Origin of the sequence: Oceanobacillus sp. FSL W8-0428, assembly GCF_038004405.1 — a bacterium.
Lineage (GTDB): Bacteria > Bacillota > Bacilli > Bacillales > Amphibacillaceae > Oceanobacillus > Oceanobacillus sojae.
On sequence record NZ_JBBORB010000001.1, the window covers coordinates 1,829,331 to 1,853,542 of the forward strand.

29 protein-coding genes and 1 riboswitch are annotated in these 24,212 nt (G+C 37.0%); of the genes, 23 read left to right on the forward strand and 6 right to left on the reverse strand.

The window, feature by feature from the left end; translation table 11 throughout:
* Window positions 1-65 precede the first annotated feature (65 nt).
* Genes MKY30_RS08465 through MKY30_RS08475 form a run of 3 tightly spaced genes read left to right on the forward strand, consistent with a single transcriptional unit; the run spans window position 66 to window position 1,896 of the window.
* A complete protein-coding gene (locus tag MKY30_RS08465; RefSeq protein ID WP_339284259.1) occupies window positions 66-503 on the forward strand; it encodes a VOC family protein in 438 nt (145 codons plus the stop codon).
* The gene (locus MKY30_RS08470; RefSeq protein WP_147208901.1) at window positions 500-1,300 is read left to right on the forward strand and encodes a DNA alkylation repair protein; all 801 of its coding nucleotides are present in this window, start codon (window positions 500-502) and stop codon (window positions 1,298-1,300) included. The genes MKY30_RS08465 and MKY30_RS08470 overlap by 4 nt, the downstream gene beginning before the upstream one ends.
* Window positions 1,297-1,896, forward strand: a complete 600-nt coding sequence (locus MKY30_RS08475) for a TetR/AcrR family transcriptional regulator (protein WP_339284261.1) — start codon at window positions 1,297-1,299, stop codon at window positions 1,894-1,896. The genes MKY30_RS08470 and MKY30_RS08475 overlap by 4 nt, the downstream gene beginning before the upstream one ends.
* Window positions 1,897-2,150: 254 nt before the next feature.
* Here MKY30_RS08475 and MKY30_RS08480 read toward each other — a convergent pair whose 3' ends face one another.
* Together MKY30_RS08480 and MKY30_RS08485 are read right to left on the reverse strand one after the other, a co-directional pair.
* Complete coding sequence (locus tag MKY30_RS08480; protein WP_147208905.1) at window positions 2,151-2,549, reverse strand: anti-sigma regulatory factor; 399 nt, start codon at window positions 2,547-2,549, stop codon at window positions 2,151-2,153.
* 253 nt (window positions 2,550-2,802) lie between these two features.
* Window positions 2,803-3,516 carry a Na-translocating system protein MpsC family protein gene (locus MKY30_RS08485; protein ID WP_246145034.1) on the reverse strand — a complete coding sequence of 238 codons (714 nt, stop codon included), beginning with the start codon at window positions 3,514-3,516 and terminating at the stop codon, window positions 2,803-2,805.
* A 773-nt stretch (window positions 3,517-4,289) separates the two neighbouring features.
* On the opposite strand from MKY30_RS08485, the gene MKY30_RS08490 reads away from it, so the two are divergent.
* From MKY30_RS08490 to MKY30_RS08500, 3 genes are all read left to right on the forward strand, one after another.
* A complete protein-coding gene (locus tag MKY30_RS08490; RefSeq protein WP_339284263.1) occupies window positions 4,290-5,771 on the forward strand; it encodes a peptide MFS transporter in 1,482 nt (493 codons plus the stop codon).
* 318 nt (window positions 5,772-6,089) lie between these two features.
* Window positions 6,090-7,241, forward strand: a complete 1,152-nt coding sequence (locus MKY30_RS08495) for a VanZ family protein (protein WP_339284264.1) — start codon at window positions 6,090-6,092, stop codon at window positions 7,239-7,241.
* Between the two features lie 499 nt (window positions 7,242-7,740).
* Window positions 7,741-9,024 (forward strand): histidine--tRNA ligase, encoded by a 1,284-nt coding sequence (locus tag MKY30_RS08500; protein ID WP_339284265.1) that lies wholly within the window; start codon window positions 7,741-7,743, stop codon window positions 9,022-9,024.
* A gap of 126 nt (window positions 9,025-9,150) precedes the next feature.
* On the opposite strand, the gene MKY30_RS08505 is transcribed toward MKY30_RS08500, so the two are convergent.
* Window positions 9,151-9,927 (reverse strand): methyltransferase domain-containing protein, encoded by a 777-nt coding sequence (locus MKY30_RS08505; RefSeq protein WP_339284266.1) that lies wholly within the window; start codon window positions 9,925-9,927, stop codon window positions 9,151-9,153.
* Between the two features lie 145 nt (window positions 9,928-10,072).
* On the opposite strand from MKY30_RS08505, the gene MKY30_RS08510 reads away from it, so the two are divergent.
* The 4 genes from MKY30_RS08510 (at window position 10,073) to MKY30_RS08525 (ending at window position 12,360) form a co-directional block, all read left to right on the forward strand.
* On the forward strand, window positions 10,073-10,939 hold the full coding sequence (locus MKY30_RS08510; RefSeq protein WP_339284267.1) for a LysR family transcriptional regulator: 867 nt from the start codon (window positions 10,073-10,075) through the stop codon (window positions 10,937-10,939).
* Window positions 10,940-11,096: 157 nt separating this feature from the next.
* Window positions 11,097-11,516, forward strand: a complete 420-nt coding sequence (locus tag MKY30_RS08515; protein WP_156985909.1) for an SRPBCC domain-containing protein — start codon at window positions 11,097-11,099, stop codon at window positions 11,514-11,516.
* Window positions 11,517-11,849, forward strand: a complete 333-nt coding sequence (locus tag MKY30_RS08520; RefSeq protein WP_147208921.1) for an ArsR/SmtB family transcription factor — start codon at window positions 11,517-11,519, stop codon at window positions 11,847-11,849.
* A 142-nt stretch (window positions 11,850-11,991) separates the two neighbouring features.
* Window positions 11,992-12,360: a YybH family protein gene (locus tag MKY30_RS08525; RefSeq protein WP_339284268.1), complete on the forward strand. Its 369-nt coding sequence runs from the start codon at window positions 11,992-11,994 to the stop codon at window positions 12,358-12,360.
* Window positions 12,361-12,490: 130 nt separating this feature from the next.
* On the opposite strand, the gene MKY30_RS08530 is transcribed toward MKY30_RS08525, so the two are convergent.
* Complete coding sequence (locus tag MKY30_RS08530; RefSeq protein WP_147208925.1) at window positions 12,491-12,916, reverse strand: SRPBCC family protein; 426 nt, start codon at window positions 12,914-12,916, stop codon at window positions 12,491-12,493.
* Window positions 12,917-13,124: 208 nt separating this feature from the next.
* Here MKY30_RS08530 and MKY30_RS08535 point away from each other — a divergent pair, with 208 nt between their 5' ends.
* The 7 genes from MKY30_RS08535 (at window position 13,125) to MKY30_RS08565 (ending at window position 17,503) form a co-directional block, all read left to right on the forward strand.
* A complete protein-coding gene (locus tag MKY30_RS08535; protein ID WP_147208927.1) occupies window positions 13,125-13,637 on the forward strand; it encodes a GNAT family N-acetyltransferase in 513 nt (170 codons plus the stop codon).
* A 63-nt stretch (window positions 13,638-13,700) separates the two neighbouring features.
* Complete coding sequence (locus MKY30_RS08540) at window positions 13,701-14,234, forward strand: GNAT family N-acetyltransferase (protein ID WP_156985906.1); 534 nt, start codon at window positions 13,701-13,703, stop codon at window positions 14,232-14,234.
* A gap of 193 nt (window positions 14,235-14,427) precedes the next feature.
* Window positions 14,428-15,228, forward strand: coding sequence for a nucleotidyltransferase domain-containing protein (locus MKY30_RS08545; protein WP_341083495.1), 801 nt, complete (start codon window positions 14,428-14,430; stop codon window positions 15,226-15,228).
* A 116-nt stretch (window positions 15,229-15,344) separates the two neighbouring features.
* On the forward strand, window positions 15,345-15,560 hold the full coding sequence (locus MKY30_RS08550; RefSeq protein ID WP_341083496.1) for a hypothetical protein: 216 nt from the start codon (window positions 15,345-15,347) through the stop codon (window positions 15,558-15,560).
* 65 nt (window positions 15,561-15,625) lie between these two features.
* Window positions 15,626-16,144: a TetR/AcrR family transcriptional regulator gene (locus MKY30_RS08555; RefSeq protein ID WP_147208933.1), complete on the forward strand. Its 519-nt coding sequence runs from the start codon at window positions 15,626-15,628 to the stop codon at window positions 16,142-16,144.
* Between the two features lie 105 nt (window positions 16,145-16,249).
* Window positions 16,250-16,435, forward strand: coding sequence for a hypothetical protein (locus MKY30_RS08560; RefSeq protein WP_341083498.1), 186 nt, complete (start codon window positions 16,250-16,252; stop codon window positions 16,433-16,435).
* A 114-nt stretch (window positions 16,436-16,549) separates the two neighbouring features.
* Window positions 16,550-17,503: an SDR family oxidoreductase gene (locus tag MKY30_RS08565; RefSeq protein WP_341083499.1), complete on the forward strand. Its 954-nt coding sequence runs from the start codon at window positions 16,550-16,552 to the stop codon at window positions 17,501-17,503.
* A gap of 77 nt (window positions 17,504-17,580) precedes the next feature.
* On the opposite strand, the gene MKY30_RS08570 is transcribed toward MKY30_RS08565, so the two are convergent.
* The gene (locus tag MKY30_RS08570; RefSeq protein WP_077604915.1) at window positions 17,581-17,733 is read right to left on the reverse strand and encodes a small acid-soluble spore protein P; all 153 of its coding nucleotides are present in this window, start codon (window positions 17,731-17,733) and stop codon (window positions 17,581-17,583) included.
* Window positions 17,734-17,758: 25 nt separating this feature from the next.
* Entirely contained in the window at window positions 17,759-17,998 is a 240-nt protein-coding gene (locus MKY30_RS08575; RefSeq protein ID WP_339284273.1) for a DNA alkylation repair protein, read from the reverse strand.
* 519 nt (window positions 17,999-18,517) lie between these two features.
* On the opposite strand from MKY30_RS08575, the gene wrbA reads away from it, so the two are divergent.
* The 6 genes from wrbA to thiS all read left to right on the forward strand — a co-directional run bounded on the left by wrbA (window position 18,518) and on the right by thiS (window position 24,209).
* The gene (gene wrbA / locus MKY30_RS08580; protein WP_147209387.1) at window positions 18,518-19,129 is read left to right on the forward strand and encodes an NAD(P)H:quinone oxidoreductase type IV; all 612 of its coding nucleotides are present in this window, start codon (window positions 18,518-18,520) and stop codon (window positions 19,127-19,129) included.
* A gap of 167 nt (window positions 19,130-19,296) precedes the next feature.
* The gene (locus MKY30_RS08585) at window positions 19,297-21,006 is read left to right on the forward strand and encodes a DNA-binding protein (RefSeq protein WP_341083500.1); all 1,710 of its coding nucleotides are present in this window, start codon (window positions 19,297-19,299) and stop codon (window positions 21,004-21,006) included.
* Between the two features lie 203 nt (window positions 21,007-21,209).
* Window positions 21,210-21,950: a MerR family transcriptional regulator gene (locus MKY30_RS08590; protein WP_339284277.1), complete on the forward strand. Its 741-nt coding sequence runs from the start codon at window positions 21,210-21,212 to the stop codon at window positions 21,948-21,950.
* A 97-nt stretch (window positions 21,951-22,047) separates the two neighbouring features.
* Window positions 22,048-22,143, forward strand: a riboswitch (TPP riboswitch).
* A gap of 115 nt (window positions 22,144-22,258) precedes the next feature.
* Window positions 22,259-22,870: a thiamine phosphate synthase gene (locus tag MKY30_RS08595; RefSeq protein ID WP_341083502.1), complete on the forward strand. Its 612-nt coding sequence runs from the start codon at window positions 22,259-22,261 to the stop codon at window positions 22,868-22,870.
* Window positions 22,871-22,872: 2 nt separating this feature from the next.
* On the forward strand, window positions 22,873-24,009 hold the full coding sequence (thiO, locus tag MKY30_RS08600) for a glycine oxidase ThiO (RefSeq protein WP_341083504.1): 1,137 nt from the start codon (window positions 22,873-22,875) through the stop codon (window positions 24,007-24,009).
* A complete protein-coding gene (gene thiS / locus MKY30_RS08605) occupies window positions 24,006-24,209 on the forward strand; it encodes a sulfur carrier protein ThiS (RefSeq protein WP_147208951.1) in 204 nt (67 codons plus the stop codon). Before thiO ends, thiS begins: the two co-directional genes overlap by 4 nt.
* Window positions 24,210-24,212: the final 3 nt, after the last annotated feature.

A 24,212-nucleotide genomic window follows, 5' to 3' on the forward strand; every position in this document is an offset into this window, starting at 1 on the left:
TCATATTTACATACATACTGTATGTATGTTAAAGTGAATATAAATTACAATAAGGAGTGAAAAAAATGAAGCTTAGCGGTTTTTATCCAGTATTAATGACGAAGAATGTAAGTGAAACCAGTACATTTTATTTACAACATTTTGGATTCTCCATCGTTTTCGAAGCGGATTGGTATATAAGTTTGAAGCAGGAAGAGACAGGAGGGGAGTTAGCAATCCTTCAGGCAGATCATGAAACAGTACCTTCTTCCTTTGGAAACACTGTCCAGGGTTTAATCCTTAATTTTGAGGTAGAAAATGTCGATGAAATCTATGAGCGATTAGTTAAGAAACATAAGTTGCCTTTGCATCTCGATTTACGTGATGAGGCATTTGGTCAAAGGCATTTTATTACGAGTGACCCGAGTGGTGTATTGATTGATGTGATTACAGTTATTCCTCCTGATAAATCCTTTCAAGATTATTATAAAGAAACGGAAACAGGAGAACAGGGATTATCATGAGCGAGTATATAGCTTTAAAATATTATTTTGATAAAGAACTGGCTCTCAGGCTGGCTGATTTAATTGAGCCGCATTATCCTCCTTTTTCTAAATATGATTTTGTAGATGCGGTGAGGGCAGAAGTAGAGGATAAAGAGTTGAAGGCACGTGTAGAAGTAATAACGGACAATTTAAAGCAATATCTTCCTGCAGATTACGAAGAAGCTTTAGCTATCTTATTAAACATTCTGGGACCAGAGAATGAAACAGAAGAAGGGATGTTTACCAAAGGTTATTTCCTGATGCCTGTTGCCCTTTTTGTAGAAAAATATGGATTAGATTATTTTGATTTATCCTTTCAAGCCATGTATGAAATTACGAAACGCCATACATCGGAGTTTGCTGTCAGAGCCTATTTAATGGCAGATGTTGATCGTTGCATGAATTATTTTCAAAATTGGATAGGAGATTCTAACCCGCATATTAGACGCTTAGTAAGCGAAGGAACCCGGCCGCGTCTTCCATGGGCTAAAAAGATGCCTCCATTAAAAAACGATATACGAAATAATTTATATCTGTTAGAAAAATTAATGTGTGACAGGTCTCGTTATGTTCAAAAATCTGTGGCTAATCACATAAATGATTTAACAAAAGAGAATCCTGCAGCAGTTCTCGAATGGATGGAGCAATATGTATCAAATAAGGAGAATATAAATTCTAAAATAATTAAAAATGGATTCAGAACATTAATAAAATCAAAGAATGAACATGCAGTGGAATTATTGCATCAAGCTGAGCAGAAAGGAGAGCCGACATGAAGAAAAATAAAGCAGAAACAGAGCAAACGATACAGAATTTAATAAACATAGCACGGCACCACTTTACAGCATATGGATATGCGAATGCTTCTTTAGAAGAAATCGTCAAAGAAGCAGGCTTAACAAGAGGTGCTTTATATCATCATTTTAAGAATAAAAAAGGACTTTTTCTTGCCGTATTTGAAGCAGTTCAAGAAGAAGTAGGAGGCTATGTAGAGGCAGCTGCAGCGCAAAGTAAGGATAGCTGGGAGCAATTAGTCAATGGATGTCAGGCTTTTCTGGAAGGAGCCGTAGAATCACATAACCAGCGTATCCTCTTAATTGATGGACCAGCAGTATTAGGCTGGGATACATTTCGGAAAATGGACGAAAAATATTCAATGAATTCTTTAAAAGAACAATTACAATCAATGCAGGAGCAAAACCAAATAAAGTCTCTTTCTGTAGAAGCGATGACACATTGTCTTTCCGGAGCAATGAATGAAGCGGTATTATGGATTGCTAACCATCTTGACCGGAACATGGATGTAATAGAAGAAGCGATGATTGTTTTACGGCATTTGTTAGAAGGATTAAGAGAAGAACAAAACAAATGAAAACCTGACAATTAGAAGTGGAAAATGTATAATAACCTTGCAAAATAGCGAAGGGGACAGTTATGGCATGACTAACAAATTTAAAGAGCTTTAAAGCCCCTTAAAGCTTGTATCCTCTTTTTTATGTAAAAGATTAATAAAAATGAAGTATAGTAAATATTAAATGAACGGTTAATAAATCAAAGCCGTAAGAAAATGAATAGACTTCTGTTTGCTATAAAATAACACAAATTTTTAACTTTATATGTTAATTTTCAGACCCATTTAATAGCCTTAACTGTTGTACCTTTTCCACTTCCTGATTGGATTTCAAATTCATCCATCAATCGCTTAACACCTGGAAGTCCTGCCCCGAGACCTCCCGAAGTAGTATAGCCATCCTGCAATACTAACTTGATATCGCTGATCCCCGGGCCAGAGTCAGCAGCGATCATAATTATGCCTTTTTGATTAAACGCGTCAATGACTTCAAAGGAAATCTGTCCTTTACCTGCATATAGATAAATGTTGCGGGCCAATTCAGATATTGCCGTGGTAATACGTGCCTGATTAACCGTACTGAAGCCAATCTGTTTTGCTATATTCCTGCCTACCTGTCTGGCCTGAACAATATCTAATTCCTTATTGATGTTCACAGTTGATTGAGTTTTCATAGTCTAGTCCTCCAGTTCTTGATAAAGTTTTATATTCCTTGCTTCAGATTAAGAACGATTGGAAATCGCTGGAGATGTATACCTGAATCAATCAGTATTATTGCGAATGAAAGCCAAATACCAGTTTGCCCCTTTTAATGAATAGTGTATCTATAATCATTGTTCTCACTGTCTGAATTCCTTTTTATTATTTAATTTAATTTTAAAAAAAGCCGAAAAGGATACGATACCCTTTTCGGCTTATGTCTTAGCTCTATTGTCTAGACATTTCCACCATATTATTTTTTGGTTTAAGTATAAAGATAACAAAGCCTGTATCATTTTCAAAATCCCAGTCTACGAATACATCTTGTATTTCCTGATGAAGTACAGACTCTAAGAATTTTTTATCAATTAAACTCTTTTCCAGCTTCCGTTTTGACAGCCTGAGCTGATTTTCAAAGCCGGAACGGATAAGCTCCTGTTCAATCAGGACAAAAATGTCCTCCCGTCTGGAGACTAATGTGCGAGAGTTGAGCATACATGATGTAAGCTTTCTTGGAGACTTTTGCGCTTTTTGTGTAAAACGGCTAATCTCCGCGTGAACCTGTTCTTTTGCTGGATAACTAAGATAGTTCCCGGTTGTTTCATCTAAGTTGGAATTAAGTTCTGCAAAGAGAATTCCGTTTCTATTTTCTGTTGACCAGTCATAGTAGATTTTGTCTACTTGTACTCCTGCCTGTGAGGAAATAATAGATTGTATTTCCGGCGTCAGTTCCTTCATTAACAGGTCACGGGTTTCCTGAAATTTTAATTCGTTTTCCTGCTTCAGCAGAATTCTTTCCATTGGAGCTAAAAAGTTTCGTAAATAAATAGTGATGTATGGTTTTGCTATAGATACAAAAATTGCCTCCGGTCCTTTTCCGAAATTATCTCGAAATAGTTTACCGATTGCACTGGATATTCCAGATTCTACTGTTTTTTCCACTTGTTTTCTCCTTTTGGGTATAATCAATTTATATCTATATTCGCCGCGAAAATAGGAGTATGCTTCGATTTCTATTAGTATGATTGATAGAGCATGAAAAAACATTTTAAGGACCGTACATTATTTTACAATCCCTGTGATAACTATACCATTAATTTTGTGTGTTGGAAAATTATTTTGATTCAAAAAATATAGCGGTATCTTTTATGTGATAGAAATTTTGGTGCATTATTCCCTTGGGGAAATTCCTTTTTTTGGTACCATATGAATATATGATGAAAAAATTGAAAAAATAACCACTTGTCAATTAATTTACATTAAACTTTCATAGTGTTATCATATTCAGTATTCGACTTTTACGCATGGAAATAAACGGGAGAAGCAGTACCACCTGACGAGCCAAAAGCAAGTATGCGAAAAAGGTTTTATTTTCAAAGCAGGGAGTAGAAATCCATTTGAAAATAGAAGCAGTGCAATTAAAGAAAAACAATGTCATTGCTGCATGACATAAATATTTATATATGTTTATTTTTTAAAGTTGATTTTATTTCATTTTAGCATTTGCTTATATGGTCATCAATCAAGGGTACCTCTTCTATTTGGCAGTTTTACGATTTCAGTAAACGAAAACCAGACGGTGAGGTATTTTTAAATTGTTAGAATATTTATTTAAGAGTATCAATTTCTCTAATTTGATGCTGGAGTAATATTTGAGGCTATATTATGAATTGCGAAGGGTGAATCAATTTAAATAGAAAGGGACAGGAAATATTATGACAACAAAAAATTCAGAAGATATCCTTAAGAGTATTCCGCAAAAAGGTTTTTTCGGACATCCTAAAGGTTTGTTTACATTATTCTTCACAGAGTTTTGGGAGAGATTTTCATACTATGGTATGAGAGCAATCTTACTTTACTATATGTATTATGCAATAAAAGATGGCGGGCTGAATCTGGATAAAGGAACAGCTGCTTCCATTATGGCTATTTATGGCTCACTTGTATATATGTCAGGAATTATTGGCGGTTGGATTGCTGACCGCTTGCTTGGTACAAAGAGAACTGTCTTCTATGGCGGAATATTGATTATGGCAGGTCATATTGCCTTATCTTTCCCAGGAGGAGTCACAGCTCTGTTTGTATCCATGGGCTTAATTGTTATTGGTACAGGACTGTTAAAACCGAATGTATCTAATATCGTCGGAGATTTATATGATAAAGAAGATCCACGTACCGATGCCGGTTTTAGTATATTCTATATGGGTATTAACCTTGGCGGTTTAATTGCACCATTTATTGTCGGAACACTCGGGCAAAAATATAATTTCCATCTTGGATTTGGGGTAGCAGCCCTGGGTATGCTTGTTGGGCTTATTATTTTCTTGGCTACCAGAAAGAAATATTTAGGGATTGCCGGTTCTTATGTGCCTAACCCATTATCACCTGAAGAAAAGAAATCTGTATTTCTGAAATTTGGAATCAGTGCCATCGTAATTGTTATTGTTGGTGCTATTCTGATTTCTAACGGTATTTTAACCATTGATGGATTTATCATGTTAGTAAGTATACTAGGGATAATTATTCCTATTATTTACTTTTTAGTGATGTATTTCAGCAAAAAAACAACAAGTCAGGAACAAAAGAGTTTACTTGCTTATATTCCATTATTCCTTGCAGCAATGGTGTTCTGGGCAATCCAGGAGCAAGGGGCAGTTATCCTGGCACAATACGCTGATGAACGGACAAGGTTATCATTTGCCGGTTTTTCCTTGCAATCATCTTGGTTCCAATCATTCAACCCATTATTTATTGTATTGTTAGCACCAGTATTTGCAGCGCTATGGATGAAGCTTGGCAAAAGACAGCCATCTACACACAAAAAATTCTCATTAGGTTTGATTTTTGCTGGCCTTTCTTTCTTGATTATGATCATTCCTGCAATTTATGCAGGGCCTGATGCGCTTGTCAGCCCAATATGGTTAGTGCTCAGCTTTTTAATTGTTGTCTTTGGTGAATTATGCTTGTCACCTGTTGGTTTAGCAGCCACAACGAGGATGGCTCCTGCGGCATTCTCCGCACAGACAATGAGTCTATGGTTCTTATCTAATGCTTCAGCACAGGCAATTAACGCACAAATCGTTAAATTATATAGCCCTGAAACAGAGATTATGTACTTTGGAATCATTGGCGGAATTGCTGTATTGCTTGGTGCTGTTCTATTCTTATTCTCCTCTTTCTATAAAAAAAGAGCGTAGCATGATTGAATCGAGCATATCCAAAAAATAGTCAGGTCACGGCTTACCAGACAGTTAGGTGACAGCTCTTAAAAAGGGGCAGGTCATTATATATTTCTTAAAAAAACCGCTTCTGCTTATCAAGTATGGAGCGGTTTTTTGGGGTTAACGAATAGTAATGTAATAATTGAATGATGGAGAAAATGAAATTCTATGTATTACTATATTTGACAGAGCTCCTTTTTTAACGTAAAACAAAGAAGAGCTTGGACATTATTGCTTAAACTTTATTTAAAAGTAATATTTGATTTGTTTATGATTTCAGAAAGAGGTGTACATATGTCGGTATATATCATGCCAATCCAAACAGCGGCTATCATATTTCTCCTATTGTCCGTATTTCTAACAATCCCTTGGCTGATCTATGTTTATAGAAAATATGGTTACTTAAGTATTTGGGCTTCTATCGTAGCTTTTTCTTTTATTTTTTACCTGTTATCCGCTTTATTTTTAGTGCTGCTGCCTTTACCGGATACTCGAAATACCTGTGCTTTGCAGCCGCCCGACACAGTACATTATTCGCTTACACCATTTTCTTTTATAACAGATACAATAAATAGCAGCAAAATTATTTGGACACAACCTGCAACCTATATGCAGATATTTAAACAGAGTGCATTTTTGCAGGCAGCCTTTAATATTCTGTTACTATTGCCGTTGGGAGTCTATTTAAGATACTTTTTCCAGAATAAACATTATTGGAAGCGTGCGTTAGGGTTGGGGTTTGGTTTGTCTCTTTTCTTTGAGATTACACAGGTAACAGGAATTTACGGAATATATAATTGTCCTTACCGTATATTCGATGTGGATGATCTGATTTTAAATAGTGCAGGGGCATTATTTGGGTTTCTTATTGCTCCAATGATACTTGCTTTATTCCCGTCTAAAAAAAATCTTCTTGCCAAGAGGGATAAAATACAGGAGAGCCAAGTAGTCCGCCCATTAGCTCAGCTGCTAGCAGTTTTCATCGATTTTATGCTTGTTCATATCAGCTGGAGTCTGACATTAGGGCTATTTATATCGAATGAGATGGTTGAATTTATTTATAAAACAGCCGGCTTTCTTGTTGTTTATTTTATTGTGCCTCTTTTATGGGATGGGAAAACAGCAGGGACAGGTATTCTGAGATTTGAACTTACTGACTCAGAAGGCGATGTACCTAAATGGCAGGCTATGTTTAAAAGGATGTTTGCCCTTTTTGTACCTTGGGTATTATCCGCATTTTTAAATATATTGACGGCAATTGAACTGGATATGAATTCGGAGATGTATGTTTATCATGTATGGCTTACAGTGGCTGTGTTCGGTTTTCTCGTTATAATGTGGATGGTTTTAGTTATTCATGCTATTTACATCATTTCTAAAAAAGGAAAGCGTACCTTTTATTACGACTACGCCTCTGGTATAACACCGAGAAAAGACTTGGATTAAGGACTCACATAGCAGGCTGAGAAAATGAAATTATCCAGCTTGGTTGCAAAGCTTTCCATGCAAAATCAATACAGATTAGGACTAAACTCTATCGGGGTTTAGTCTTTTTGTGTGAAAAAAACAGAGCAGCAGTACAAAGCCTGAGGCAAAAGAGATTCCTTTATAGTACAGGACAAATAAATTTATTCTGATATAATAGTAAAAAAGTAAGCCGTTAAATAAGCTGATTTTCCATTAACAGCCCAGATATTCTCAAAGAAAATGATTGAAAACGATAAATCAATATGATATAGTAATCCAAAATCAGAGGTGGACATTATGGATTTCGTCAACACACTATATTCATTCTCACTATTACATCATATCAGATAGCCTTGCTAACGATTTTAATTTTGAAAAAATCGAATTAGGAAGGCTATTATTCATGAAATCGCATTTGAATTAAGTTTAATACTTAACTCAAATGCGATTTTTGTCTATAAAACAGGAGGCCGGGGAAATGAAGAAAATGAATTATCAAAATGTAAAAGGAACACAGGATTATTTACCAGAGTCGGAAAGCATACGGAGAAATATCAGGAGGACATTAGAGGATGTATTCGTCCAATATGGCTGTCAGCCGTTAGAAACACCTATCTTAAATTATACGGAATTACTTGCTTCTAAATATGGCGGCGGAGCGGAAATATTAGAGGAGATGTATACCTTAACGGACAGAGGAGAAAGAGATTTAGCATTACGGTATGACCTCACTATCCCATTTACAAAAGTCGCAGCAATGAACCCGACATTGAAGATGCCCTTCAAGCGGTATGAAATTGGCAAGGTATTTCGGGATGGCCCAATAAAAACAGGAAGGCTTCGGGAATTTACACAGTGTGATGTTGATATTGTCGGGGTAGATTCACAAATAGCAGAAGCGGAATTAATGACGATGGCACTGGATGCTTTTGATAAACTTGGACTAAAAGTGAAAATCCAATTCAATAACAGGAAACTATTAACCGGGGTGCTTGAACTGTTTGGTGTGGAAGCGGCAAAAATAAACAAAGTAGTACTGATATTGGATAAGCTTGAAAAAGTAGGAGTAGATGCTGTTATAGGTGAGCTTGATAAGCAGGGACTGTCAGGTGCATCCATCCGCTCGATTAAACAGTTTTTGACAGATGGAAATAATACTAGTTTCGGCTATTTTGAAACTCTCTTTGCCCCAAATGAACAGATTAAACAGGGGCTCCAGGAGCTGAAAGAGCTAAAGTCGTATGTGGACTATCTTGATATCAATGAGCAATGTGAGTTTAATCCATTTTTAGCAAGGGGATTAGATATATATACAGGTACCGTTTATGAAGTATTCTTAGCCGATCAATCTATTACATCCAGCATAGGAAGCGGTGGAAGATATGATAATGCAATCGGCGGACTGATGGGGGCGGATGAAACCTTCTCTACCGTTGGAATCTCTTTTGGGCTGGACGTGATTTATACAGCTATGTCAGCATCTGGTGCAAGCCGAAAGCCTGGCAAAGAGATAGATTATTATATTATCCCGTTAGGCACACAAAAAGAAGCTTTATTAGTGGCCAAACACATAAGAAATAAAGGGTATAAAGCAGAGGTGGAGATGGGAAATAAAAAGATAAGCAAAGCGTTGGAAAGAGCGAATAAGGAAAAAATCCGCAATGTTATCATTATTGGAGAAAACGAAGTGAAAAATAACCAGTTTAAGGTGAAGAATATGCTGTTGGGAGAAGAAATTATAGAGCCATTTCCGTTTCTTTGAATAAGCTGCCAGCTGTAATATATTTAAATTTATGAAGGCAGGAAACCATTTTGAGGATTTCTTTAAAATAGATTCCTGCCAACTGTTTTGAATCAAATCTTATTTCATTCTGTTCTAACAGATTTTTTACCCATTCTTTATACCAACGACACGGAGTCTCTTATAATCCGCAATCCATTGGCCATCTTGGTTTAGAGTTTCCTTTAGGTTATTTTCTACGTGTATCATTACATGCTCTTGTATAGCTTCCGGCTGGTTTTCGAAGATATTTCCACAGAACATTTTCATCCAATTCCGCAATCCCGTCTCGCCTTCTAAAGGTGTCGGCCGGTCGAAATGCTGGGCAAATGCCACGTGGAATCCGGTTTTCTCCATCAAGGTTGTGTACTCGCCGATGCTTGGGAAGTACCAGGGGAATTGGTCTGGTGTATAGGGAATTCCTGCTTTTTTTATCTGAAGGATAATTTCATTTGTAATGATTTGAACATTATCTTTACCTCCAAATTCTGCAACAAACCTCCCGCCGGATTTCAGGCTGTTATAGATGTGTTGAAGTGCCTCCTCAGGCTGTTTTACCCAATGAAGTGTTGCATTTGAGAAAACGGCATCAAAAGAATTATTGTATTCAAGCTCTAGAACATCTTTCGCTATAAACGTTACATCAGGATATTTAATGTTTGCCTGATGAACCATGTTCTCTGATTTATCAACCCCTGTTACACGGGCACCATGCTGATAGATTTTATGGGCCAGGTCTCCTGTACCGCACCCTATATCGAGAATCTGCTCTTCTTCTACAGGGGATAAAAGCTCTAATAAATGACTGCCAAACTTTGATACAAACGAATGATTTCCGTCGTACAAATCTGCATTCCAAATATCTTTTACATGATGATGTTCCATAACCGCTCCTCCTTAAATTGTAACCATGGACTAAATTTGCAAGTATTAATTGTATTATAGTGAATTTAGCTTATAATGAAAAATAAAATAATTTATATATTTTAATAACGGATTGTTATAAGTGTTCGGGAGGAGAAGTATTAAAGTGGATATTAAATGGCTAAAGACCTTCGTTGTTGCAGCGGGATTTGAGAATTTTAGAAAAGCCTCTGAGGAATTATATCTGACCCAGCCTGCCATTTCAAAGCATATAAAACGTCTGGAAGAGCATCTTCAAATCGATTTATTTGAACGAAGCGGGAAAAAAGTGATACTGACAGATGCAGGACACCACTTTCTCCCATTTGCCGAAGAGCTGATTTTAAGCTATGAAGAGGGAATGGAGCGTTTTGATTCATGGAAGCAAGGCTATCATCGTAAATTAACCATTGCAGCTGCTCCGCAAATCGCATCCTCCTTTTTACCTCCGCTATTACGGACATTTATGGATGAAAATGATGATATAGAAGTACTGATAAATGTTGTAAATTCCTTTGAAATAGGTGATGAAGTGAATACAGGAAGAGCTGAACTCGGTTTAACCAGAGTAATTCCAATCCAAACGAATTTAAATGCTGAAGCAGTGCATAATGAACCTGTTATTCTAGTAGGGACTAACGTAGAAGGAAAAATAAACAGCATAAAGGAAAGCCAAGTTTTATCCGATTATCGGCTGATCACCAATAATCATCCGGATTACTGGGATACTTTGTTAAAAGATGTTAAGAAACATTATCCAAACGTCCGGACGATGGCAGTCAATCAGATAGAAGTAACAAAAAAATTTATCGAAAATGGTCTTGGTGTTTCCTACTTACCGGTTTCTATGGTGAAGGATGAAATAGAAGCGAATAAATTAATAGAAATAAAACCGGAAAAAATAGCTGCGCCCAATTCAGAAACGTACGTTTTAACAAAGATAGAGACAGAGGAAGCCAGAAGTTTTATTGCTTTTTTAAAGGAATCATTATAAAAGATTTAAAGCCGCTAATGGTATTCTGGTTAATATCATAACAGTAACAACAGCATTTTAGTTAACAGAAAATATTGTTGACATAACACCTTTTAGCGTTATATCATAAAACGAAACCAAAAGGTGTTACATTAAATGTGAAGTGAGGAATATAAGCATGGAGAAACTTAGAGATATAAAACAAACAACTATTTTTAATGCTCCTATCGAGAGGGTTTGGGATAAAGTATCCACATCAGAAGGGATGGCTGCCTGGTTTATGCCAAATGATTTTAAAGCGGTAGTGGGGCATGAATTTACTATTCAATCACCATTTGGCCCATCCCCCTGCAAAGTGTTGGAGGTAGATAAGCCTAACAAAATATCTTTTGCATGGGATATAGATGGATGGGTTGTTTCGTTTATCTTAAAGGATTTAGGTGATAACACAGAATTTACGGTTATTCACGGTGGCTGGAAAGAAGCAGAGACAGTGATCACCAAACCAAATGAGAAGAGCGGTGTTATCAGAGAGAGAATGAACAATGGATGGGAAAGCATTGTTGCTGAAAGACTGAAAAAGGTGGTTGAGGCCTAAATGTCAGCTTTAAAAAAACATGATGTGTTCCAAGCTGTTGCTGATCCGACTAGAAGAGAAATTCTGCATTTGCTTTCCAAGCAGAACTTAGCTATTTCAGAGATTACATCTCATTTTTCAATTACCCGGACAGCAGTAGTAAAGCATCTTACTATATTATCTGAGGCAAATCTTGTTTCCGGGAAAAAGAGCGGCAGAGAAAAAATTTATCATCTACATCCAGAGCCTTTAATGGACATAAAAGACTGGGTTTCTTATTTTGAACAGTTCTGGGATAATAAGTTGTCCATGCTGAAGTATTTAGTAGAGAACGAGGAAGATAAGAAAGAATAGCAAATTCTAAAGGATGTGCTGGTACCGATGGAACAATAGCTCATACTTTTATAAATAAGTCCCTGAAAAGCAGGAATTATTGCATGAAACCGCGAATGGATGATTAAGCCCTAAAAAATATAACTCCTGGGAGGATTATAAAATGGACTTTCATCAAGCCTTGGAACAGCATATGCAGGCCATGAAACAAAAAGATATGGAGAGCTTCACGGACACGATTCATCAGAAAGATATTACCCTTATTCTGCCGAACGGGAAGCTTATTCAAAATCGGAAAGAATTCATCCAGTTTAATCAGGACTGGTTTTCAGATCCAGATTGGAAAATAACATATGATGTCATTAAAACAAAAGAAAAAAAGAGTGTAGGTTACGCGTTACTGTTTATTCATTACGACGATTTAGATGAAGATGGGAATCCTTATCATCAGGATTATTATCTCCATCTCGTGTTTGAAAAGGAAAACGAGGATTGGCTGCTGACTTATGATCAAAATACTTTTATACGATAAAAAGTAAGATATCATTATTTTCAGCATATGAAATATAAGATGAAAGAAAAAATCTCCGAAGCTTAAGGAGATTTTTTTGCTGTTATTACCAATAAAAATGACCTGTTCCATCAATTTGATAATTGTCTTTTTAAACTTGCTCACTATATGTTTTAAAATTATCTAATATCGCCTGCCAGCCACTTTTTTGCATCTCTATCGGGTTTTCAGGTTCCGCTTCAAAAACTTCAGTAATCTTTGTCACGTTTCCTTGCCTGGTAAAAGTAATGCTGACTTTCCGGCCATCCCCAAGTGTATAAGAAATAAATTCATTTGTACTTACCTCATCATATACACCACTAAAGTCAAATCCAAAACTTCCATCCTTTGCTTCCATTCTTGTGGTGAATTTTCCATCAGCCCTGAGATCATTTTCAGCACTTGGTGCATGCCATTCATCTGAAGCAAAAGACCACTTAGTTATATGCTTTGGTTCAGTCCAATGAATCCATACTTTCTCAACAGGTGTAAGGACTGTTACTTCAATGGTTATCATTTCTGGTTTATCAGCTTCCATTACATAACCTCCGTTTTTAAAATTTATTTATATCTATAATAATAACACTCTGTTCTTAGATAGGTTCTCTTAAATGCTATTTTAATCAGGAAGATATGTGATAATATAATTATTTATAAAAGCTTCGTCGAATACTGGCTGGAACTATCAAAATCCCGCCGCACTCTATATTTTGAAGTACAATAATGTTAGGAGAGGAAGAAAAAATATGATACGAGAAGCAACGGCGAAAGATTTAACGGATATTTTAGATATATATAATGATGCCACCCTTCATACTGCTGCTGTATATACTTATAAACCGCAGACACTTGTAAACAGGCAAGTTTGGTATAAACAAAAAATGGATGCGGGCTATCCAATCCTCGTAAGTGAACAAGATGGCAAAGTAGCAGGATTTGCAACATTTGGTCCTTTTAGAGACTGGCCAGCTTATAAATATTCTATTGAGCATTCTGTTTATGTAGATAAAGGGTATCGCAAAAAAGGAATTGCAAGTTCTTTAATGAAAGAAATTATTGCTGTTGCGAGAGAAAGGGAATACAAAATGATGGTTGCCGGGATTGATGCAGAAAATGAGAAAAGTATTGCCATGCATGAAAAATTCGGCTTCGTGCATGCAGGGACTATAAAAAATATCGGCTTTAAATTTAATCAATGGAGAGATCTAGCTTTTTATCAATTAGAATTAAATGGTCCGGAGAAACCTACGGAAGAATAATGTTATTTGCTATTTGTTAAAGGTTTGGGTTTGTCAGGAAAATCAGGAAAAGGAGTTTTTATCTTGGTACGATTAGAATACTTTTCAAAAAAAGATTTTCAGCAATTAATCGATTGGATGCCAGATGCTTCATTTGTTTTACAGTGGAGCGGGCCGACATTCAGCTATCCTTTGACAAACGGGCAGCTGGAAAAATATATGGAAGGTGCAAATAAACCAGATGCTACTACATATATATTTAAGGTGATGGATGATACAATTAATGAGGTTATTGGGCATGTTTCTCTGGGGAAAGTGGATAGAAATAATTCTTCAGCAAGGATTGGCAAAGTATTAGTTGGTGCTGCTGATAGCAGAGGAAAAGGCTACGGAAGTCAGATAATACATGCAGCGTTAGCATTTGCGTTTGAAGAATTAAAATTGTATAAAGTAAATCTGGGTGTGTTTGATTTTAATATGTCAGCTATAAAGTGTTATGAAGCAGCCGGGTTTCGAAGAGAAAGGTCTATAAAAGATGCTGCAAAAATAGGAGACGAGTATTGGACTTTGATTGAGATGGGAATTTTATATAATGATTGGGAAAATAGAATATCTTAGAAAAAGCAAAATAGATAAAAAAGCTCCGTCCATAAAGAATGAAGCTTTTTTACCTTGTCAGTTATGGAATGGGTGTCAAATACCTTTTACAGCGCTTGCCTATTTTATTGATTATCAATGTTATATACCTGCTGCAGAATAATATAATGTGTTACCCTAAGCAAAACCAGTAATGAAAAAGGAGCTGGAAGTATTGGAATTAAAATCCGGATATGGCCTGGATCCTGATGGGTATATTATAAGTGATGTAAGTATGGACAAAATTGACTTAAGATATATGCCTTGTATAGAAGAAACTGTGGATTGGCTTAAAAATTTATACCAACAGCAATTGCATAGTGTCTATCTTTACGGCAGCGTTCCAAGAGGAGACGCTGTTCTTATAAAATCAGATTTAGATATTATAGCTATGTTTCGCACTAAATTGACCGCTTCTCAATTGGATGAATTAAAGAAATTGGCCGGTAAACTAACAAAAAAATATCAATCTTTGGTACGTGAGGTTGGGATAGCTATTGCTGATTATGACTATACCTTTGATACCTCCAACTACTATGAAAATGCTTTTTTGAAGGAAATCTGTGTTTGTGCATATGGAGAGGACGTAAGGGAATATTTTGGTCCATACAAACTGACACCGGAGATACCAATTTCTTTCAACGGGGATATTTGTGAGGTCCGCAATCGGGTTTTAAAAAGGATGAAAGCAGCTTCTGATGAAGATTTTAAAATACTCCTACAAGGTTTTTGCCGTAAGCTTATCCGGACATATTATTCTATGACAATGGTACGATCTCAAATCTGGACGACACGCCTGTATGAACAATCCAAGGTGGTTGTGCAGTACTTCCCTGAAAAAGAGGATGTTATCCATACTTTGTTAAATTGGATAGAAGAACCTCCTGCAGACCGGAACCCTGCATATAAATTGCTTCACAAGGAAGGGGAGTGGACTTGCAGGAACTTTATAAAGGAAGCAGGTAAATTCTGTTAAATGCACGGAAGCGACATAACGCTAATCTGTTTTAAATGATGTGTGTAAATATACAGCAATCAAGAAGAAATACAGCATATTTTTACGTGATAAACTGGCATTAAGAAGGTTTTGCAATGAGCAAGGTGACTCTAAATATCTCTATGCCATTAGACAGGTTTATAGCAGGGGCCAATGATAATCCTCATCAACCTTTGGGAGATCAGGGTGATATTTTGCAGGCCTGGAGTTTTCCGGGGAAGAAACGAGCGAAACAAATTCCTTTTTCAAGCTTTCCGGCAGTTTATGCGCATCATTTTTCATTAAAAATTATATCAACATGCTTGCATTGAGTAAAAAAAAGAGTTAAGCTATTTTTGTAATTGATTAATCACTAAATTTGGGCAGGTGCACTGATATGGCAAAATCAACAAAGGAAAATCGTAAGGAAGAGATCCTGGAGGCAGGATTGGAAGTATTTGCAGAAAAAGGCTATTATAATGCAACTACCGCTCAGGTTGCGGAAAAAGCAGCTATCTCCCAGCCTTATGTGTTTAGATTCTTCAAAACAAAGGAAGAATTATTTATCGCTGCTTTAGATCGGGCATTTGAAAGAATCCTTCAAACATTTAAAAATGTGGAAGCAAAACCGTATCAGCTTGTTGCGAAAATGATTGAAGCTTACGAGGAGCTGTCCGAATTGCATCCTAATGAGATTGCTGTACAGGTAATAGGTGTTTCTGTAACAGAAAAGCCTATACAGGACATTGCCAAAAAAGGATTATCTCAAATTAGAAGATATACTTTGGAAAGATTCAAGGCTGCTGGAGTAAAGGATGCAGAAAGAGAAGCCAGTACGTTTTTAGCGAGAGGAATGCTCTGTAATATATCTTATTTCTTAGACCTTCCTGAGCTTATTGATGGGAAAGGAAAATAAATAATCAATAAAGTTGATTATTTATTTTTTATAACAGTTAGTAATTGATCAATCAATAAATATAATGATTTGGAGGTGGAAAAGTGAAATTAAGCAAGGTTGATTATGTTTTTATTGGAGTTATTGCCGTCTGTATTATCAGCTGGCTGGATTAATTATTTACTAATCAATGATGAAAAGGAGGCAGAGAAAACGTTGAAGAAGAATAAAATAGAAAACACAGTTTCCGGATTATCTGTAGAGTTAGGAATTACTGCTCTTGTCATTGTATTGTTCACATATTGGGATTAACCCCGGCATTTATCAGGAATAAGTTAAATCTGGCCTTACCATATAAATAACAAATATATTTTTTATCATTTAGTTATTGATTAATCAATAACTAAATAGAAGGGAGTTTTGAAGATGAAAAAAGCAATCGTATTAGGTGCCACTGGAGGAACTGGTCAAGTAATTGTTTCGGAACTATTAAACAGAGGAATAGAAGTCATTGCTTTCGGGCGTTCACAAAATAAATTGGAAGCATTGTTAGCTGAATACAATCATCATTTGAGTCTTACCTATAAGCTGGGAGATATATTTGATTACCAAACAATTGTAGACGCTGCTAAAGATGCAGATGTTATCTTTCAATGTGCGAATGTTAAATATCAGGAAATGGCAGAAAAACTGATGCCATTGGGAGAAAGTGTAATGAAAGCGGCAGACGCTTTGGGAAAAAGAATCGTGATTGTTGATGGGATTTATGTATATGGACATCAGGTAGCGAAAGGAGACGAAAATCATCCTCAAAATCCGCATACGAAAAAAGGTAAACTTAGAGTAGTATTCGAGCAGCTGATATTTAGCGAGAAATGGAAGAGAGCAGAGGCTTTAATTGTCAGATTACCGGATTATTATGGACCAACATCACAAAATTCTTATTTACAGCCTACACTCGATGGGGTGGCTGCAGGTAAAGCATCCATTTTTATTGGGAATTTAAAAACACCCCGGGAATATGTTTATTTACCAGATGCGGCTAAAATGATTGTAAATATAGCAGAAAAAGATGATTCCTATGGTGAAAATTGGAATATACCAGGAGCTGGATTGATTTCAGGTAAAGAGATTATCCGAATCGCCCGGAAAGTAACAGGAAACCAAAAGGCTGTTATTCCTTTGACTAAAAATGTTATCCGTCTGGTTGGCTTGTTCGATGAATTCATGAGAGAAATAGTTGAAATCATGTATCTTACCAAAGAAGGATTCATTTTAAGTGGAGAAAAATATGAAAAGAGGATTGGTGCTATTCCGGCAACTCCTTTTCAAAAAGGTCTGGAAAAAACATTACAAGCTTTAATGGACAAAAATAATTAATGTTTCGCAGTTGATAGAAGCTGACGATGCTGAAGCAAGGCTATGAAGTAGAATTGTATATTATAACTGTTAATGCGTCACATATCATGTGACGCATTATTTTTTTGTCTGGAATGATTTTTATTTTTCACTTTATGAGATCCTGCTAATGGTTCGCCATAAGGCTGCTTTGGACTTTGGGGTAAATCAGGCTGTTCCTGCTGCTTTGGTCCTTTTCGATTTTTAGTCATCTATATCCATCCTCCATAGTTGTAATTATTGCGCATTTGTATTTGCAAAAGTATTTTCATCCTCAATTAAACCGCATGCTCCGCACTGTATCCTTTTATCCGGACCGTTGTAAGCAATATGAAAAACCTCTAATGGATCCTGCTCATAATCATTTAACACTGCACCGGTGTTGGCATCCAATTTGACCGGATTTGCTATTTGTTCAATGATATTAAATCGGGAACGGTTTGTTTTACATCTGGGGCATTGGTAAGGCTGGTTCATATATAACACCTCAATTTTTAATCATTTTGCTCGAAGCTTAGCCTTATTTTCTCTGATTTACGCTAATTTATACGGGAATTTTAAATGGAGTCTGTGCTTTGCAGGTTTAATTTAGACTGATTCTTTATCTTCCATACAAAAGTTTAGTTAATAATTTGTTGACAAATAGAAATATAAAGCCTATAATTATATTTAATTCAATATAAATTAATTAAATAAGATTGAATTAAATGCAATTAAGGAAAAAATTATCTTTAAAACGAATTATTGCTTTAATTTGGTCCATGTTTTCTGAGAATCTTCGGCAAAGCTTATAAAACCTTATGATTAAACCCGGTACCTTTGTATGCTGATTTATTTAGCAAAATAAATTGTATTTGGTATAAAAATTAATGAATGAGGGATAAAAAGAATGATGTCAGATATCGGAGGACAGGGCTTGCGTTGAAAGAGGTGCAGCAAATGGGATTTTTAGATAAATTATTTGGAAAATCAAATGAATCGAAGGAGATGGAAAGTATGTCAAATACAAAAGTAGCAGTTATTTTTTACAGTATGGGTGGTACCAACTACCAAATGGCAAAATGGGCAGCAGAAGCGGCTGAAGCTAAAGGTGCTGAAGTAAGAGTATTAAAAGTACAGGAATTAGCTCCAGAATCAGTTATTGAAGGAAATCCGGTATGGAAAGCTACAGTGGAAGCAACAAAAGATGTTCCGGTTGCAGCTTCAGAAGATCTTGAGTGGGCAGATGCAATTATTTTCAGCACACCAACACGTTTCGGAAACATGCCTTCGCAAATGAAACAGTTTTTAGATATCCAAGGCGGGCTTTGGGCAAGCGGAAAAACCGTTAACAAAGTGGTCAGTGCGATGTCTTCTGCACAGAACCCGCATGGCGGTCAGGAAGCAACTATTCTGTCACTATATACCAGCATGATGCACTGGGGAGCAATCATCGTTCCTCCAGGTTACTCTGATGAATCTGTATTTGCAGCTGGTGGAAATCCATATGGAACTAGTGTTACTGTCGATCAGGATGGAAAAATGGTTGAAGATGTACAAGCTGCTGTGAAACATCAGGCAGAGCGCACAGTTACAGCTGCTGAATGGGTTAAAAAAGGAAATCAGTAATTAATGACATTAAAAAAGATGGTACCTCTTTCTATTTGGGGTATTGTCTTTTTTATTAGTATCAACATAGCTTGGTGAGTGTCGGTAATTACTTACATAAAAAATGAATCCTTTCTTGGTGCTTTATCGTAAATATAGATACAGCAATAAGAGAGGAAGAGCAGAAGATGGGAATTTTATTAGCAACTTTAATAAGTATGATTTTATACGTGATTGTAGCAGTTGTAGTAGCTTTTGCTTCATCGGTACAAACAGGGCGGGCGCTGAAATTTGCTTTTGGATTATTTGTTTTTGGTTTTATTGTTTTAGCCGTCATTAACTATTTTATGATGCCGGCAATTACTATTCCGAATATGCTATTGATTAATTTAATTACTGCTATTGTCCTTGCACCGGCTTTGACGGCAATATTAAAGCCGAATAATTTTATGGAGAAAAAGCTGTTTATACCATTGTTCAGCATTTTTGGATTAGGACTGTTATTATTTATCGCTGTAATCATTACCGGTTTTACAGTATTGGACAATGCACATAATACGATCACAGTAAATGAAGAGTCCGAGGCAAAGCCGTTATCTAAGGATGAAACACCGATTACAGTGGCCCCTGAATTTGCACGTAACAAGATTCAAAAGGCAATGAGTGTTGTGCCAAACGCCCAATTCTATGACTTAGGCAAGCTACAGGTACAGCAGGTGAGAGATGAAATTGTTTACGTTGCTCCTGTTGAATTCGCCGACTTTTGGAAGTTTGTCCGTGGAAAAGAAACAGCTGGGTACTTTACGATTTCTGCAACAGATGTAAACGCACAGCCAACGTTTGAAGAGGAGCCTATGGAATATACAAATTCCAGCTATTTTCATAAATATGTGCAGCGTGTAATTTATAATAAGTTTCCGCAATATATACAAGGTGGAGAAGCACAAATAGAAGTGGATGATGATGGAAAGCCATGGTATGTTCAAACCATTTATAAGCCGATGAATATTACAAATAAACCAAACCTGGATAAGCTTCAGGTTGTGGTGATTGATCCGGTCACTGGTGAAATGAATGCTTATCAAACAGACGAGGCTCCAGACTTTATTGAAGGATCTGTAAGCTCAGAAATGGCTACGTTAACGAATGATTATTATGGGAAATATGTTCATGGCTGGTTAAACAGCGTCTTTGGCAAGAGAGATGTGAAGCTGCCTAACCAATCTGGCACGGAATCTGGGGTTACACCAATGTTTGATGAGAATGGAGATATGTTTTATTTTACCGATATGACCTCCCCGAAGGAAAATATCGATTCTGCATTAGGCTATACATTAGTTAATGCACGAACCGGAGAGCTGACCTATTATGGCGGTAAGAAGAACAACGGTATTATGGACAGTGAAGGAGCAAAGCAAATCGTTAATAAGGAATTCCCGGAGAAGAAATGGGAAGGGTATATGCCTGTTCTATACAATGTTGACGGAAATCCAACCTGGGTTGTCAATGTACTGGATCCGAATGGATTGCATAAGCAGTATGCCTACATTAAAGCGAATGATTCAGACTTTGTCGTGTTTGGCGATACCGCAAATGCTGCTTTGGATGCCTATCGGATGGCTCTGTTACAGGATCCTGGAAACACGGGAGCTACTGGTGATACTGTCACTGAGACTGTTCAAGGAACCGTCAGTCGTGTAGTTGTGAACTCGACAGAGCAGGGGCAGATTATCCAATTTTTACTTGAAAACGATACAACGATCTATACTGTAAATGCCAGCAAGGCTCCATTAGCAATCTTTCTGGAACAGGGAGATAATATCGAGGCAGAAGCACAGCTGATGGATAATGGTACTGCAACCATTGAAGTGATGGAGATTGATGGTTTAACAGAATAGCAGCTAGATATACGCGTACCAATCCCTTATTGTTAAAAACGGCAATAGGGGATTTTTTTGATTTGTTGAAAGATGACTTTTCCATGTAGTTTAAGTATTGAGATTAGAATAATAAGAAATATTTTTTTTAGAATATCAAAATGGTTGTTGACTCTTGCCTTAGGTAGGAGTCTATTGTTTATTTATGAGGAGGTGAGTTTCATATGCTGACGGTTAAGCAAGTAGCTGATTTAACCGGAATAACGATCAAAACACTTTATCATTATCATAAGATTGGACTGTTAGAGCCGAGGGAAATCACAGAAGCTGGATATCGTTTATATGGGAAAAAGGAATTAGAAAAATTACAGCATATTTTGTTTTATCGTGAATTAGATTTTTCATTAGAGTCTATTCAGAAAATATTGTATGAGAAAAAAAGCCGTTACGATATGTTAATGGAACAAAAGAGACTGATAGAAGACAAGAGAGAACGAATGAATCTGATATTAAATACTCTTAACGAAACTATATATTTTGAGGAGCGTGGAGAAGTGATGGATAATCAAAATATGTTTAAAGGGTTAAATCAAGAACAATGGCAGGAACAGTTAAAAGAGCAAAATGAATATCTGCAGGAAACTTATCAATACGAAATCCCTGTAGATAATATTGAAGCGGAGGAATTAAATGAATCAGCCAGAGAATCGAAAGCGTTTATGGATAAAATGGCTTTTGCTTTAAAAAAGGGATGGACAGTAAATGATGAAAGGGTCAAGCAGCTTATCTCTGAGCATATTAAGTATATCAATGACAACATTATGAAGGTAGACTCACAAGGGTTTGTTGAATCAACGTGGTTTTTTATTACTGATGAATTTCACAAAAATATGTTAGAGAATCAACAAACAGGATTAACTTATTATTTGTATGCTGCTTCTGTTAACTATGCAAAGCAAGGCTAGACAAATTATTCATAAGCAGAAAAAAGAGAGACTGTAAAAATAACTTTGAAAATAAAAAATTATATGTTATCCTTTAATTGTAATTCGAAAATTAAATAGTCAACACTAGGGGAGCTTTTGGCTGAGACGAATATTCGGACCCTTTGAACCTGATCTGGTTAGCACTAGCGTAGGGAAGTGGCAGGAACATGACGATATATAATTCGATCGCTGAATTTTTATATAATCAGGGCCACTTATCCAATGGATGAGTGGCCTTTTTCGTTTCTTCCGCTGATTCTCGGGAAATGAAAGAAAGGAGCAATGGCATGGGCAAACAATTACATCTTATCAGTGATGGAAATTTTACTAAACAGCATTTGCAAATAATTAAGCGGATTCATAGAGATATTGATTTTCTGCATATCCGGGAGAAAAAGAAGACAGCAAAGGAAATCATGGAAATAATTGAAGCATTAGAAAGCATCGAATTTCCATTAGCGAAAGTAATTGTAAATGACCGGGCTGATATCGCTGTGATGAAACAGTGTGCAGGTGTCCAGCTGGCACATCACAGTCCTTCCATGCCGCTTGTGAAAAAGTGCTTCTCTGCGCTCTTAACAGGGAAGTCTGTTCATTCCTTACTGGAAGCAGAACAGGCTCAACGGGAAGGGGCAGATTATGTGCTGTATGGTCATCTCTATCCCAGCAGGTCCAAGCCTGGCCAGCAGCCGAGAGGATTAGCTGACCTTCGGGAAATCACCAATGTATTATCTGTTCCGGTCTACGCTATTGGCGGGATTACTCCGGAACGAACGAAAGAAGTAATGAAGGCAGGGGCAGCCGGGGCAGCGATAATGTCCGGTATTTGGAAGGCGGATAATCCGGTGCAAACTGTCGAGGCTTACCGGGAAGTGTTGGATACTTGGGAAGGTGGGTGAAGGTGAAAAAACAGTTTGATCAAATTATTGTAGGCGGTGGGGTAATTGGCTGTTCTATTGCTTATCAGCTGGCTAAAAGAGGCTATCGGGTGCTGATAGTAGAAAGGGATCAAATCGGATGTGAGGCATCAAGTGCTGCAGCTGGAATGTTAGGAGCTCAAGGAGAATTTGCAGAGAAGAGCCCTCTTTTCCAATTTGCACAAGAGAGCAGAGCATTATTTAAAGATTTATCCGAAGAGCTGTATGAAAAATCAGGGATTGATATTCAGTATATTCATAAGGGGATTATGAAGCTTGCTTTTCATCAGCATCAGTACAACAAGCTGAAAACAATCGCTGCATTTCAGAGAGAAGAGGATAATCCTGCTTATTTGCTGTCCGTAGAAGAAGCAAGGAAGATGGAACCAGGCTTAACAGAGAATCTTCATGCTGTTCTTTATCTGCCCAATGATGGTCAGGTTTCTGCCCGTCATCTTACGGAGGCATTCACCCTGGCTGCCTATCATCATGGTGCAGCTTTGCGTGAACAGGAAAAAGTAATTGAGCTGTTGATAGAAAATGGAGCAGTTCATGGAGTCCGGACAACAAAGGGAGCTTATTATGCTGATCAAATCGTTATTGCAACAGGTGCCTTTGGAGATGAACTGCTGCCTGAAGATTATGGCACAATTCCGGTGAAGGGGGAATGTCTGCTGCTGGAATTAGAAGAGAATTTATTTCAAACTACGCTTTGGATGGATGGCTGTTATCTCGTTCCAAAGCAAGGGGAAAAAGTGATTGTTGGAGCATCTTCCATCCCCGATAAAACAGATAAGCATGTTCATGCTGCGAGCGTTCACAAGCTATTGTCACGAGCACAGAAAATGGTTCCGCGGCTGGGAGAAGCGAGGATAAGCAGTTTTTGGGCGGGAGTCAGACCTGCCACAGCTGATGAACTTCCATACTTGGGAGAGGTTCCAGATGTTGCTGGTTTATATACGGCAAAGGGACATTACCGGAATGGCATACTGCTATCGCCAATTACGGGAATCTATATGGCAGATTTAATAGAGAATAAACCGGTTAATCCATTTTATTACGATAGCTTTAGCTTGAATCGTCAAGGCAATAAACTGGAAAAGGCAGGTGAGTCACAATGAAAATAACAGTGAACGGCAATGGATTAGAAATTCAGGATGAGGTAAAGCACATCAAAGGTCTAATTGATTTTCTGGAATTGGAAGATAAACCTTTGATCATTGAGCATAATCAGCAGATATTGCAAAAGGAAGAGCATGAAAAAGCTGTACTGGAAAATGGAGATAAGGTTGAGATCGTTCATTTTGTTGGAGGGGGTTAAGAA